This is a genomic window from Pseudomonas sp. FBCC-B1667 (assembly GCF_059133255.1).
Genome location: NZ_CP101437.1, coordinates 3101240 through 3115881, shown reverse-complemented (window position 1 = coordinate 3115881; position 14642 = coordinate 3101240). Strand labels below are relative to the sequence as shown.

11 protein-coding genes are annotated in these 14642 nt (G+C 60.6%); 9 read left to right on the top strand and 2 right to left on the bottom strand.

Translation table 11 applies throughout. The annotated features are described in order from the left end of the window. From NL116_RS14135 to NL116_RS14095, 9 genes are all read left to right on the top strand, one after another. Complete coding sequence (locus tag NL116_RS14135) at positions 1-333, top strand: DUF2934 domain-containing protein (protein WP_494377702.1); 333 nt, start codon at positions 1-3, stop codon at positions 331-333. 103 nt (positions 334-436) lie between these two features. Continuing rightward, positions 437-2596 (top strand): glycogen debranching protein GlgX, encoded by a 2160-nt coding sequence (gene glgX, locus NL116_RS14130; protein WP_494377701.1) that lies wholly within the window; start codon positions 437-439, stop codon positions 2594-2596. Position 2597: 1 nt separating this feature from the next. Continuing rightward, entirely contained in the window at positions 2598-3587 is a 990-nt protein-coding gene (locus NL116_RS14125; protein ID WP_494378062.1) for an acyl-CoA dehydrogenase family protein, read from the top strand. Then, positions 3584-4342, top strand: a complete 759-nt coding sequence (locus NL116_RS14120; RefSeq protein WP_494377700.1) for a PIG-L deacetylase family protein — start codon at positions 3584-3586, stop codon at positions 4340-4342. Before NL116_RS14125 ends, NL116_RS14120 begins: the two co-directional genes overlap by 4 nt. Next, positions 4339-4938, top strand: coding sequence for an SAM-dependent methyltransferase (locus NL116_RS14115; RefSeq protein ID WP_494377699.1), 600 nt, complete (start codon positions 4339-4341; stop codon positions 4936-4938). The genes NL116_RS14120 and NL116_RS14115 overlap by 4 nt, the downstream gene beginning before the upstream one ends. Next, entirely contained in the window at positions 4935-5594 is a 660-nt protein-coding gene (locus tag NL116_RS14110; RefSeq protein WP_494377698.1) for a glycosyltransferase family 2 protein, read from the top strand. Before NL116_RS14115 ends, NL116_RS14110 begins: the two co-directional genes overlap by 4 nt. A 126-nt stretch (positions 5595-5720) precedes the next feature. After that, positions 5721-6479, top strand: coding sequence for a PIG-L deacetylase family protein (locus NL116_RS14105; RefSeq protein ID WP_494377697.1), 759 nt, complete (start codon positions 5721-5723; stop codon positions 6477-6479). A 108-nt stretch (positions 6480-6587) separates the two neighbouring features. Further along, a complete protein-coding gene (locus NL116_RS14100; RefSeq protein ID WP_494377696.1) occupies positions 6588-7412 on the top strand; it encodes an endonuclease/exonuclease/phosphatase family protein in 825 nt (274 codons plus the stop codon). Between the two features lie 279 nt (positions 7413-7691). After that, positions 7692-8765: an autotransporter domain-containing protein gene (locus NL116_RS14095; protein WP_494377695.1), complete on the top strand. Its 1074-nt coding sequence runs from the start codon at positions 7692-7694 to the stop codon at positions 8763-8765. 140 nt (positions 8766-8905) lie between these two features. On the opposite strand, the gene glgB is transcribed toward NL116_RS14095, so the two are convergent. Next, complete coding sequence (glgB, locus tag NL116_RS14090; RefSeq protein ID WP_494377694.1) at positions 8906-11137, bottom strand: 1,4-alpha-glucan branching protein GlgB; 2232 nt, start codon at positions 11135-11137, stop codon at positions 8906-8908. A 2-nt stretch (positions 11138-11139) separates the two neighbouring features. Beyond that, positions 11140-14481 (bottom strand): maltose alpha-D-glucosyltransferase, encoded by a 3342-nt coding sequence (treS, locus tag NL116_RS14085; protein WP_494377693.1) that lies wholly within the window; start codon positions 14479-14481, stop codon positions 11140-11142. Positions 14482-14642: the final 161 nt, after the last annotated feature.

Sequence of the window (14642 nt, the reverse complement as noted above, 5' to 3'; positions counted from 1 at the left end):
ATGAGTACCGACGATAAACGCGTTCGCGAATTTGCCTATCAGATCTGGGAATCTGAGGGGAAACCCGAGGGCCATGAGGCGCGACACTGGGAGATGGCGCGCAAACTGGCCGAAGCGGAGGCCCTGGCACCGAAGAAATCGCCGAAAGCCAGTGGTAGCAAAGCCGCCGCCAAACCGACAGCCGCCAAGGCTAATGGCGCACTGGACGGTAAAGCCAGCGAAGCCAAACCGAAGGCGAAGGCCAAACCCGCAGCGGCGTCGAAAGTGATCCCGCCGGGTGAGAAAGCCGTCGAGAAGAAACCTCGCGTGGCGAAAAAACCACCGATCACCTGACGCTCCGAGCGAATTGTCCTGATCGAAAACGTGGCGAGTTCGCTCGCCATTGAGGGCGCGTTCGCCCTCGAAAAACACTTGATCCTTCCTTGCAGGAGCACTTATGACCACGCCAAAAAAAACCGCGCCAGAACCTCACGCCGAGGCGTCGCGAATCCGTGAAGGCTTGCCCTTCCCGCTGGGCGCAACCTGGGATGGCCTGGGGGTCAACTTTGCCTTGTTTTCCGCCAACGCCACCCGCGTCGAATTGTGCATCTTCGACGACGCCGGCGAAGTGGAACTTGAACGGATCGAACTGCCCGAATACACCGATGAGATCTACCACGGCTATTTGCCTGATGCCCATCCGGGCCTGATCTATGGCTATCGCGTGTACGGCCCGTATGACCCGGCCAACGGTCATCGTTTCAACCCCAACAAATTGCTGATCGACCCTTACGCCAAGCAATTGGTCGGCCAATTGAAATGGTCTGAAGCGTTGTTCGGCTACACCATCGGCCACCCCGACGCCGACCTCAGTTTCGATGAACGCGACAGCGCGCCCTTCGTGCCCAAATGCAAAGTCATTGACCCGGCGCACACCTGGGGCCACGACCATCGCGTGAGCGTACCGTGGGACAAAACCATCATTTACGAAACCCACGTGCGCGGCATCAGCATGCGTCACCCTTCCGTCCCCGAGAACGTGCGCGGTACCTTCGCCGGGTTGATGGTCGATGACGTGCTGGAACACATCCGCAAGCTCGGCGTGTCGTCGGTTGAATTGTTGCCGATCCACGCGTTCGTCAATGACCAGCACCTGCTGCACAAAGGCATGACCAATTATTGGGGCTACAACAGCATCGCCTTCTTCGCTCCGGACCCGCGGTATCTGGCCAGTGGCAAGATTGCCGAGTTCAAGGAAATGGTTGCGCACCTGCACGAAGCCAATCTGGAAGTGATCCTTGACGTGGTCTACAACCACACCGCCGAGGGCAACGAGCAAGGCCCGACCCTGTCCATGCGCGGCATCGACAACGCCTCGTACTACCGCTTGATGCCCGACGACAAACGCTTCTACATCAACGATTCCGGGACCGGCAACACCCTGGACCTGAGCCATCCGTGCGTCCTGCAAATGGTCACCGACTCTTTGCGTTACTGGGCGACAGAAATGCACGTCGACGGTTTCCGCTTCGACCTGGCGACCATTCTCGGACGCTACCACGACGGTTTCGATGAACGTCACAGCTTCCTCGTAGCCTGTCGTCAGGACCCGGTGCTGCGCCAGGTGAAGATGATTGCCGAACCGTGGGATTGTGGCCCCGGTGGCTATCAGGTCGGCAACTTCCCGCCAGGCTGGGTGGAATGGAACGACAAGTTCCGCGACACCGTGCGCGCGTTCTGGAAAGGTGATGACGGCCAACTCGCCGATTTCGCCAGCCGCATGACCGCCTCCGGCGAGATGTTCAACCAGCGCGGTCGCCGGCCTTATGCCTCGTTGAATTTCATCACCGCCCACGACGGCTTCACCCTCAACGACCTGGTGTCGTACAACGACAAACACAACGAAGCCAACGACGAGAACAATCAGGACGGCAGCAACAACAACCTGTCGTGGAACCATGGCGTCGAAGGCCCGACCGACGACCCCGAGATCAACGAACTGCGCCACCGGCAAATGCGCAACTTCTTCGCCACGCTGTTGCTGTCCCAAGGCACGCCGATGCTGGTGGCCGGCGACGAATTCGCCCGGACTCAGGAAGGCAACAACAATGCCTACTGCCAGGACAGCGAGATCGGCTGGGTCAACTGGGATTTCAGCGAGGACGGCAAGGCCCTGCTCAAGTTCGTCAAACGCCTGATCAAGTTGCGCCTGGCGTATCCGATCCTGCGTCGCGGGCGCTTCCTGGTCGGCAATTACAACGAGGATATAGGGGTCAAAGACGTGACCTGGCTCGCGCCGGACGGCAGTGAAATGTCTCAGGAACAATGGGGCGAGGCCCACGGTCGTTGCCTCGGCATCTTGCTCGATGGCCGCGCGCAGGAAACCGGCATCCGCCGTAAAGGCGCCGACGCGACGTTGTTGCTGGTGGTCAACGCGCACCACGACATCGTCAATTTCACGTTGCCGGAAGTGCCGGACGGCGGATTCTGGACCTGCATGATCGACACCAACCAACCCTCGATTCGTGGCCAGGAACGCTTTGAAATCGGCCACGAATATTCGGTGACCGGCCGTTCGCTGCTGTTGTTCGAATTGCAGCATGAGGAAGAAGAGTGAAATGGACCTTCAGGCGTTTCTCACTCGGCAATCCGCGGATTACGCTGACACTCAGGCGTTAGGTGGTTGCCTGCGGAGGCTGGTGGAAGCTGGACTGGACCAGCTTCCACTGCCGGGAAGTGGCCGGACGCTGGAGCGCTTTCAGCGTTTGGCCGAGGTCGGCGGGCATGATCTGGGGCTGTGCAAGTTGTACGAAGGTCACACGGATGCGTTGGCCATCATGGCGCAACTGGGTGGCGAGCCCACGTCTGGCAGCACGTGGGGCATGTGGGCCGCCGAACCGCCGAATGCGCGGGTTCGGGTCAGTCGGCAAGGTTTGAGCGTAAGGCTGGATGGGCGCAAAGCCTGGTGTTCGGGCGCGGCGGTGTTGAGTCATGCCTTGATCACCGCGTGGGACGAAAACGACTGCCAGCAATTGGTCGCGGTGGCGTTGGATCAATCCGGCGTCAAAGTGACGGAGCAAGACTGGCAAGCCGTCGGCATGGGCGCCACCGGCAGCGTCGAAGTGTTGTTCGACGGCGCTGAAGCGCAGCTCATTGGCCACCCTGGCGATTACTTGCAACGGCCGGGTTTCTGGCAGGGCGGAATCGGCATTGCCGCCTGCTGGTACGGCGCCGCACACAGCCTCGCCGAACGCCTGCGCACGCAATGCGCGCAACGAGAAGAACCTCACGCCCTCGCCCACCTCGGCGCGGTCGACAGCGCCCTGCACGCCGCAGCACAGGTGTTGCGCGCCGGCGCCCTGGCCATCGATCACTCGCCGCAGGACAACGCCGAATTGCTCGCCCGCCGTGCCCGTGCGGTGGTTGAACAGACCGCCGAACAGGTGATTTTCCATGTCGGCCACGCCCTCGGTGCCGGGCCTTATTGCAAGGACCGGCAATTCGCCCGACTGATCGCCGACCTGCCAGTATTCTTGCGTCAAAGCCATGCCGAGCGGGACCTCGCCGCGCTGGGCCAACAGTCGCTCAACGGAACATGGACGCTATGAAAACCAATCCCATTGTCGGTCACGGCACGCCCCTGCGCCTGTGGCAAACCTCCCGTCATCTGGCGCAATTGCCGGTGATCGACATTCTCAGCCTGGTGCCCGAAGGCGCCCGCGCGGTGATCATCGCGCCGCACCCGGATGACGAAGTGCTCGGTTGCGGAGGGTTCCTGCAGGTGCTTGCGGCGGCGGGTCGTTCGCTGCAACTGATTTCGGTCACCGATGGCAGCGCCAGCCATCCCGGTTCCACCCGCTGGCCCGTGGAACGCCTGAGCGCCGTGCGACCGCAGGAATCGGCTGAAGCGCTGCGTCGTCTCGGTTTGCCGCTGCACCAGTTGAAATGGCTGCGCGGCGGTTTCAGCGACAGTCAGGTGGCCGCACGCGAAACCGAGCTGAGCGCGTTCATCGCACAGCATCTGCGCCCCAACGATGTGGTGTTCACGACGTGGCGCGAAGACGGCCATTGCGATCATGAAGCCGTGGGGCGAGCCAGTGCCACCGCCGCCACCCGCGTCGGTGCGACCCTGCATGAACTGCCCGTATGGACCTGGCACTGGGCAACGCCGGAAGACGCGTTCGTACCGTGGCACCGGGCACGAAAAATCCTCCTGACGCCGCCGCTGATAGCGCGTAAACGCCATGCAATTCATGCCTTCGCCAGCCAGTTGGAAGGCGATCCGCAGATCGGCTTGCCACCGGTGCTGGCGCCCTATGTGCTGGAGCGACTGCTGCAGCCGTTCGAGGTGGTGTTTCTATGAGCGTCGACGATCGTTATTTCGACGGGTTGTTTGCCGGCAACGATGACCCGTGGGCGTTTCGTCTGCGCTGGTATGAGCAGCGCAAACGCGCCATCACCCTCGCCGCCCTGCCGCGTGCGCATTACCGCGCAATCTTTGAGCCCGGTTGCGCCAATGGTGAACTGAGCGTTCAACTGGCCAGTCGTTGCGATCGCCTGCTGTGTTGCGACACCGCTGCCGCGGCCGCGGCGTTGGCGCGCTCCCGCCTTGGCCCGTTCGACCATGCCGAAGTGCGCCACGCGCGCTTGCCTGGTGATTGGCCGGAGGAAAAATTCGATCTGATCGTGCTCAGCGAAATCGGTTACTACCTCGATGCCGAAGACTTGAAGCGCTTGATCCAGCGGGCCGAACAGTCCCTCACCGCCGACGGTCAACTGCTGGCCTGCCACTGGCGCCCCCCCATCGAAGGCTGCCCGTTGAACGCGCGACAGGTGCACGATTTGCTCCACGAGCACTTGCCGCTGGCGCGTCTGGTTTTGCATCAGGAAGCGGATTTCCTGCTGGAGCTCTGGAGTCGTGAACCGCGCTCCGTGGCGACACTTGAGGGCTTGCGATGATCGGCATTCTGATCCCCGCGCACAACGAAGAAGACTTGCTCGCCGATTGCCTGCAAGCCGCACTGGGCGCTGCGCAACACGAGTTGTTACGCGGTGAAAGCGTCGCGGTGCTGGTGGTGCTCGACAGTTGCACCGATCGATCTGGCGAGATTGTTCAGCGCTACCCGGTGCACAGCCTGACCATCGAGGCTCGCAACGTCGGCCAGGCACGCGCGGTCGGGGCCAGTTTTCTGCTGGCATTGGGGGTGCGCTGGATTTCCTGCTCCGACGCCGACAGCCGTGTGGCGCAGGATTGGCTGGTGGCGCAGTTGTCCCTGGATGCAGACGCAGTGTGCGGCACGGTCACGGTCGATGCGTGGCACGAGTCTTTCGACGAATCGGCACAGATTCGTTATCACCAGCATTACCAGGCCAGTGACGGCCACCGGCACATTCACGGCGCCAACCTGGGCATCAGTGCCGACGCCTATCGGCGCGCCGGCGGGTTCGAACCGCTGGCCTGCCATGAAGATGTGCAACTGGTGCGACAACTGGAGCGCTGCGGCGCGAAAATTGCGTGGAGCCATCGCCCGCAAGTGCTCACCAGCGCCCGCCTGGACAGCCGCGCACGGGGTGGTTTCGGCGACTATCTATCCGATTTGGCACGAATTGATTAAAAAAATCGGATTCAGATGAAACCGTCACGCGACGAATAGCATTACTTGAGCAATACTCAGCACGCGACAATCCAGGGTACGGAGACGTCGCACATTGCTATCAAACTGAACAAGGACGTAGCCCCGATGAAATCCGTCTCCATCATCGACAGCAGCCAGCCAGCACAAATCTGGAACAGCGCGCTGCAACTGGACAACATCCCCGTCATCAACACCCAGACCCTGGTCCCCGCCGGCGCTCGCGCCGTGGTGATTGCGCCGCATCCCGGCGATGAAGTGGTCACCTGTGGCGGCCTGTTGCAGTTGCTCTCGACCCTCGGTCATCCCCTGCAATTGATCTCGGTCACTGATGGCAGCGCCACTCAACCGGGCTCACAACAATGGTCGGAAAAGCGCCTGAGCGTGTTTCGCGGCCAGGAAAGCGTCGAAGCCTTGCGCCGACTCGGTTTGCCGATGCACAGCCTGAAATGGATTCGGGGTGGCTTCACTGATTACGTCCTGGCGGAATACGAGACGCAACTGACCCGGTTCATCGCCCGCTACTTACGTCCCGGTGACGTGGTGTTCAGCACTTGGCGCGAAGACGGCACGCCCGATCACGACGCCGTCGGCCGTGCCAGCGCCGCGGCGGCGAGCCTGGTCGGCGCATCGTTCCATGAACTGCCGATCTGGGCCTGGCACTGGCCGGCTCGCGACCAGGGGCTGATGCCCTGGCACCGGGCGCGCAAAGTACGCCTCGATACCTGGACCGTCGCACGCAAAAGCCACGCCACCCACGCCTACGCCAGCCAGCTCGACGGCGAGCCAGCCCTCGGCATTGCGCCGCTGCTGCCCCGGATTATCCTGGATCGCATGCGCTTGCCCTATGAAATCGTCTTCGTCTGAGACGCGGCATAACCCTGCTACAAAATCGCAGCGATAGCGCGATCACTCTGAACTGCCCGCCGCCGCACCAGTCGCATGCATAAGCAGTCATGATTCAGAGGAGCCAACGTGACCAGCGATCCCGACCAGCGAACCACCCTCAAGCCGTCCCCGGCGATTCATCGCCTGAGGGTGCTGACGGTCAATACTCACAAGGGTTTCACCGCCCTCAACCGGCGTTTCATCCTTCCGGAACTGCGCGAGGCGGTGCGCAGCACGTCGGCGGATCTTGTGTTCCTGCAAGAAGTGGTCGGCGAACACGATCGGCACTCTTCGCGTTATTACAATTGGCCGCAGACCTCGCAATACGAATTCCTCGCCGACAGCATGTGGAGTGATTTCGCCTATGGCCGCAATGCGGTCTACCCTGATGGCCACCACGGCAACGCCTTGCTGTCGAAATACCCGATCCGCGAGTTTCGAAATCTTGATGTATCGATCACCGGACCAGAACGGCGCGGGTTATTGCATTGTGTACTGGAAGTGCCAGGGCACGCCGAAGTGCATGCGATTTGCGTACATCTGAGCCTGTTGGAAAGTCATCGTCAGTTGCAGTTGCAGCTCCTCTGCCAACTGCTCGACTCCCTGCCCGACGATGCCCCGGTGATCATCGCCGGTGATTTCAACGACTGGCAGTTGCAAGGCAATGCTGCCCTTGCCCGTCGTGACTACCTGCACGAAGCGTTCGAACGCCACAACGGGCGACCGGCGAAAACCTATCCCGCGCGTTTTCCATTACTGCGCCTGGACCGGATTTACCTGCGCAATGCCAGCAGCCATGAACCGCGAATCCTCGGCAATAAACCTTGGACCCACCTGTCGGACCACCTGCCGCTGGCGGTGGAGGTCCACCTCCAGAAACCGAGTAAAAGCTCTGATTCGCAGTTTTTTTGACGTTTTCTCGAACAAACAGACGCTTAGATCTGCGCCATAAATCAGTCACTTGCAACGCCTAAAATACCAATACCACTTATCGGCCATTTTCTTGACGCATTATCAAGGGTCTTCTTAGCTACACCTTACTACCCCCGAAGTACCATCAGGGGGCATCCCCCCAGACACCCGCCAATCCGGGCGCCCAGCGGTTTGCCCTCAATCCATTCGGCCGCCCCTCATTCGGGGTAGGAGAGACGCCACAGCGAGATACCGCATGCGATTGCAAGGTAGACCCCCATGAAAACGTCGTTCACTCAACAAGAGATAAAAGTCACTTTTTGCACTGTCTCGAGCTCCATCCTGCTGTGCTCGACCCTGGAAGCCCAGGCGGCACCCGCGGAGGAAGAAACCCTTCCGTGGTACCGCCAGGATGTTCCGGCGCTCACCTTGCCAACCACGCATTACACCTCGCTCTATCCCGGTCACTTCGGCGCCGCGTCCGATAGTCGAAGTTCACACCTGACCATCGAAGACGAAGCACCGTCGACCTGGGACCAGGTCTACGGCAAGCCTTCGCGGCAGGCGCAGACCGATTATCTGTCACAGGGATCTTCGATCCCGGGCAACACTGAATTCAAAGGGCCGGCGATACTCACCTTGCAAAGTGGTAGCGGTCATACCCAGCAGGTCGGGCTCATCGGCGGCACCACCAGGCTACAAGGCAATGGCAACGGTTTGTTGACCAGTCCAGCCTTGGCCGACCCCGAACACGACACACTCAACCTCCAAGGCCAGAGCCTCGGTGCGTACTGGAGCCTGACCGGCCCCCAAGGCTGGCACGTGGATTTGACCGCCAGCGGCGGCCGGGTCAACGGCTTCAGTCGCAATGACCAGGGTGCGCGACAAGCCACCGAAGGCAGTGCGATGACATTGTCGGTGGAAGGTGGCTTTCCGATTGGCCTGAGTGAGAACTGGGTCGTCGAACCCCAGGCGCAGTTGATCAATCAACGCATCACACTGGATACGCCGTATGCCGGCTCAGGGAACGCGTCGTCCAGCGACCTGACATCCTGGAGCGGGCGGGTCGGTGCGCGATTGAAAGGCAGTTACGACATCAATGGCCTGGGCGTCGAACCTTACGTGCGAACCAACTTGTGGCACACCGTGTACACCGGCAATACCGTGACCCTGGACCAGGTCGACAAGATCAGCAGTAGCCGCAATTCATCCACGGTTGAAGTGGGATTGGGATTGGTGGCCAGGGTTACGCCGGCGGTGAGTTTGTACGTCAGTGCGGATTACAGCAGTGATGTGGATGACAATGATTTGAATGGGTTGATCGGGAGTCTCGGGGTGCGGATGCGGTGGTGATCGTTTCCACCTCAACGGTCTGCTGCCTTGACTGGCCCCTTCGCGAGCAACCCCGCTCCCGCATTCGACCGTATTCTCATGGAAAACCCGGTTAAATGTGGGAGCGGGCTTGCTCGCGAAGGCAGCAACTCGGTGTCAGATCAGCCCTCAGGCCGCAAGATCAACACCGCCAGCGGTGGCAGATTCAACACCAGCGACAGTGCCTGCCCATGGCTCGGCGCCTCCTCGGCAAACACCCCGCCACTGTTGCCATAGTTGGAACCGGCATACATCGCCGCATCGCTATTGATCACTTCGGTCCAGCGCCCGGCAAACGGTACGCCGACGCGATAGCCCTCACGCGGCACCGGGGTGAAGTTGGCCACGACCAGCACCGGCCGTCCCTCCTTGCTCCAGCGCAACCACGCATAGACGCTGTTGATCGCATCGTCGCCGATCAGCCACTGGAAGCCCTGCGGTGCATCGTCCTGCTCATGCAGCGCCGGCTCTTCGCGGTACAGGCGATTGAGATCGCCGACCAGTTTTTGCACCCCTTTGTGTTCGGGGTATTGCAGCAAGTACCAGTCAAGTTGCTGATCGTGGTTCCACTCGCGCCACTGGCCGAACTCGCAGCCCATGAACAATAGCTTCTTGCCCGGGTGCGTCCACATGAAGCTCAGGTAGGCGCGCAAGTTGGCAAACTTCTGCCAGCGGTCGCCGGGCATCTTGTCGATCAGCGAATGCTTGCCGTGAACCACTTCATCATGGGAAATCGGCAGGATGAACCGCTCGGACCAGGCGTACACCAGGCCAAAACTCAATTCGTTGTGGTGATGGGCGCGATAGACCGGGTCTTGCTGGATGTAATGCAGCGAATCGTGCATCCAGCCCATGTTCCATTTGTAGGCAAAGCCCAGGCCGCCCTGTTGCGTGCTCTGGCTGACACCCGGCCACGCGGTGGACTCTTCGGCGATGACCAGCGCACCCGGCGCTTCCAGCGCTACCACATCGTTGAGGTGACGCAAAAAGTCGATGGCTTCGAGGTTTTCCCGACCGCCGTGGCGGTTCGGCACCCATTCGCCGGCCTTGCGCGAGTAATCGCGATAGAGCATCGACGCCACCGCATCGACACGCAGCCCATCGACGTGGAAATGCTTGAGCCAGTGCAGCCCTGAGGCCAGCATGTAACCGTGCACTTCGGTGCGACCGAGGTTGTAGATCAGCGTGTCCCAGTCCTGATGAAAACCTTCCTGCGGGTTGCCGTATTCATACAACGCCGTACCGTCGAATTGCGCCAGACCGTGGGTATCGGTTGGAAAATGCGCCGGCACCCAATCGAGAATCACGCCGATTTCCGCCTGGTGGCAGGCGTTGACGAACGCGGCAAAGTCATCGGGTGAACCGTAACGGGCGCTTGGGGCGAATTGCGACAGCAGTTGATAACCCCACGAGCCGCCAAACGGGTGCTCCATGATCGGCATCAGTTCGATGTGGGTGAAACCCAGTTCCTTCACATAAGGAATCAGCCGCTCACCCAACTCATGCCAGGTGTACTGGCGGGCGACTTCGCCCAAATCGTCGAGCTCACATTGCCAGGAACCGGCATGCAGTTCGTAGATCGACAGCGGCGCCGCGGGTCGCTGACGTTCGCCACGCGACTCCATCCACGCCTGATCCTGCCAATCGATGTTTAGCGGTGAGGCAACCTTGGAGGCCGTGTCTGGCGGCAAGGTAGTGGCCAGCGCCATCGGGTCAGCCTTTAGCGGCAATATGCCGTGGCTGCCAAGAATTTCGTATTTATACGCCTCGCCCGCTCGCAGGCGCGGGATGAACAGCTCCCAGACCCCGGTCGGATGGCGCAGACGCATGGGATGGCGCCGACCGTCCCAGTTGTTGAAATCACCGACCACCGACACGCGCTTGGCGTTGGGCGCCCACACGGCGAAACGCACGCCGTCGACGCCGTCGACTGTCTTCAACTGCGCGCCGAGGCAACTGCTCAGGTCGCGGTGATTGCCTTCGGCAAACAGGTACAAATCCATCTCGCCGAGCAGCGGGCCAAAGCTGTAAGGGTCTTCGCTGACTTGTTCGCCGCCAGCCCACCGAGTGCGCAACAGGTACGCCTGGGCGCGATCGAAATGCCCGACAAACAGCCCCGGTGTCTGGGTGGCTTCAAGGTTGCCGAGTTCTTCCCCGGAATCCCTGGCCACCACTTGCACGCTCAACGCGTCCGGCAGATAGGCACGAATGAATTGTCCACCGTGGCCATCGCCATGGGGGCCGAGAATTGCAAAGGGGTCGTGATGCTCGGCGCGCACCAGCGCGTCGATGTCCCGCGATCTGGGCAGTAACGCCTCTTTAGCGTGACCCTGTTCCTTGTTCGAGAAACTCATGACTACTCTCCACCAAGATCGGAAAAGGGTTTAAGCCCACTCAATAATCCATACAAGCCGTGCAAAGGCACCGGCAGCCAAGTGGGTCGATTTTCGGCCTCATACGCCACTTCATAGGCCGCCTTCTCCAGACCGAACAACGCCAGCGCGGCGTCCTCGCCTTCCGGATCTTGCCACGCATGAGCAAGACTAGCTGCCGCCAGCCGATAAGCGTCGACAAATGCCTGTTTTGCTTCAATCAAGTAGCGCTCGGCGACTCGTTGACGAGCGGCTTGGGCCTCGTCGGTGTTGTCGACGTTGTGCACATTGATCGTCATCGCTGCAGCGTAATCGAAAGAACGCAACACGCCGCTGACGTCTTTGTACGGACTGTGTTTGCCCCGTCGTTCATGCAGCGGTCGTGCCGGTTCGCCCTCGAAATCGATCAAGTAGGCATCGCCCTTGATCACCAACACCTGACCCAGGTGCAAGTCGCCGTGGACGCGGATGCGCAAGCCGCCAACGGCTTTCTTGCCCAGTTCCTGGACGTGGCCGAGGATGGCTTTTTTGTTGTCCAGTAAACGACTGACCAAGGCTTGGTCCGCCGGGTTCAGTTGGTTTTGATGCTGTTTGAGCAACTTCAGCGCGTGTTCCAATTGCGCCGCCACGTCCTTGGCCGACGCCAATGCCTCTTTCGCCGTGGTCACCTGCGGTGCGAAGTCTTTGTCTTGGGTCGGGGCGGCCAGAACCTGATGCATTTCCCCCAGTCGCTGGCCGAGCATGCCGGCAAAATCCCTCAACTCGCCGAGGGCGTTGTAGTGCTGTTCCTGCTCGGACATGGCATCAGCCAACTCGTCACGCAGGGCGCGTTCGAGGTTGTTCTGGGTCCATTCCCAGGCATCGCCCTGATTGCTCAGATAGCCTTGGGCGATCATCAACAAGGTGTCCTCGCCGTGTTCGTCGCGGCGCACCACCGAGCCCAACAGTGGCGATATGTTCTGAAACCCGGCATTGGTCAGATAGGCGCTCATTTCCAGTTCCGGGTGCACGCCCGACGCGAGTTTTCGGATCAGTTTGAGCACCAGACTGTTGCCGATCACCACCGAACTGTTGGATTGCTCGGCGGACAGATACCGCACTGGCGACTCGTCCGTCAGTCCCAGCTTCGCCAGCTCAGCGGTCGGTTCGAAACGAATGTCCCCGGCGCTCGACGGCAACACCGTATCGTTCTGCATGCCAGCCAACACAGCATGGATAAAGGGTTCGAGGCTGAAGGCGTCGGTGATCAACCCCACCTGGCGACCCCGGCGCACCCGGGACAACGCCAGCTGTTGAGGCAGCGCTGCGCCGACCTGATCTTCAGGCATAAACCCGAATGGCAGCTGGTAGCGGTGAGTCTGACCCGCGCTGGTAACTTCGATTTCGCTCAACAGCACCGGGTGCAATGGATCGCCGAAGCGCACGCCGTAAGCCAGGCTGACCTGTTCGATGGCTGCGTCCTTGCCGGCAAACCAGCGACGGTTCTGCAACCAGTTTGGCAGGATGCCTTGCTCCAGCGTGCCACGGGACGGCGTTTCGAGCAGTTCTTCCATGCGTTTCTTCAACACCAGGGTGGTGAAGTCCGGCAGGCTTTGCGCCGGCTCCACGTGCCAGTTCGGCATCTGATTTTCCGCAGCAAGTCCGAACCAATAGAAGCCGTAAGGCGCCAGGGTCAGGAGGAAACTCAACTGGCCAATCGGCGGGAACGCATTACCACCGAGCATCTCCACCGGCACCATGCCGACGTACGCCGACAGGTCAAGTTCCGCCGCTTGCGCGCTGCGCGAGACGTTGGCCACGCAGAGGATGATTTCGTGCTTGCCATCCTCGCCGGTGAATTCACGGGTGTAGGCCAGAATCCGCCGGTTGCTCGGCGACAGCATTTTCAGCGTGCCACGCCCGAACGCCTTGGACTGTTTGCGCACCGCGAGCATGCGTCGGGTCCAGTTGAGCAGCGAATGCGGATCGCCGGCCTGGGTTTCGACGTTGACTGACAGGTAGCCGTATTGCGGGTCCATGATCGGTGGCAACACCAGGCTGGCCGGATCGGCACGGGAGAAGCCGCCGTTACGGTCGATCGACCATTGCATCGGGGTGCGCACGCCATCGCGATCGCCGAGGTAAATGTTGTCGCCCATGCCGATTTCATCGCCGTAATACAGGGTCGGCGTGCCGGGCATCGACAGCAGCAGGCTGTTGAGCAGTTCTACGCGACGTCGATCACGCTCCAGCAGCGGCGCCAATCGGCGGCGAATGCCCAGGTTGATCCGCGCCCGACGATCGGCCGCGTAGTAATTCCACAGGTAATCGCGCTCCTTGTCGGTGACCATTTCCAGGGTCAGCTCATCGTGGTTGCGCAGAAAAATCGCCCACTGACAGTTGGCCGGAATCTCCGGGGTCTGGCGCAGGATGTCGGTGATCGGAAAGCGATCTTCCTGGGCCAGCGCCATGTACATGCGCGGCATCAACGGGAAGTGAAAAGCCATGTGACACTCGTCGCCGTTCAAGCCCTCGGCATCGGTGTCGCCGAAGTACAGTTGCGTGTCTTCCGGCCACTGATTGGCTTCGGCCAGCAGCATGCGGTCCGGGTAATTGGCGTCGATCTCGGCGCGGATCTGCTTGAGGACGTCATGGGTTTCGGGGAGGTTTTCGTTGTTGGTGCCGTCACGCTCGATCAGGTACGGGATAGCGTCCAGCCGCAAGCCGTCGATGCCCATGTCAAGCCAGTAGCGCATCACCGAGAGCACGGCTTTCATGACCTGCGGGTTATCGAAGTTCAGGTCCGGCTGGTGGGAATAGAAACGGTGCCAGAAGTATTGGCCAGCCACCGGGTCCCAGGTCCAGTTGGATTTCTCGGTGTCGAGAAAAATGATGCGGGTACCGTCGTACTTGTGGTCGTCATCGGACCAGACGTAGAAGTCCCGCGCCGCCGAGCCGGGTTTCGCCTTGCGGGCGCGCTGGAACCAGGCGTGCTGATCCGAGGTGTGGTTGATGACCAGTTCGGTAATCACCCGCAAGCCGCGCTCATGGGCTTCGGAAATGAAGCGCCTCGCATCGGCCATCGTGCCGTAGTCGGCGTGAACACCCCGGTACTCGGCGATGTCGTAGCCGTCGTCACGGCGGGGTGATGGATAGAACGGCAACAGCCAGATGGTATTGACGCCAAGGTCGGCGATGTAGTCGAGTTTGGCGATCAGGCCGGGAAAGTCGCCAATTCCGTCGTTGTTGGAGTCGAAAAATGATTTGACGTGAACCTGGTATATCACCGCGTCCTTGTACCAGAGCGGGTCCTTGATGAAGGTGGATGCCTTGGGTTTCTTCGCCATTTGAAACTCCTGTTGAATTCGAAAAGCCGCTGAGCCGATCTCCCGCCTCAAACTCAATGATTACCTGTGGGAGTGAGCATGCTCGCGATGGCGTCTTCAAATTCAACATACAGGTCGACTGATAGGCAGCTATCGCGAGCAAGCTCGCTCCCACAGGGTTT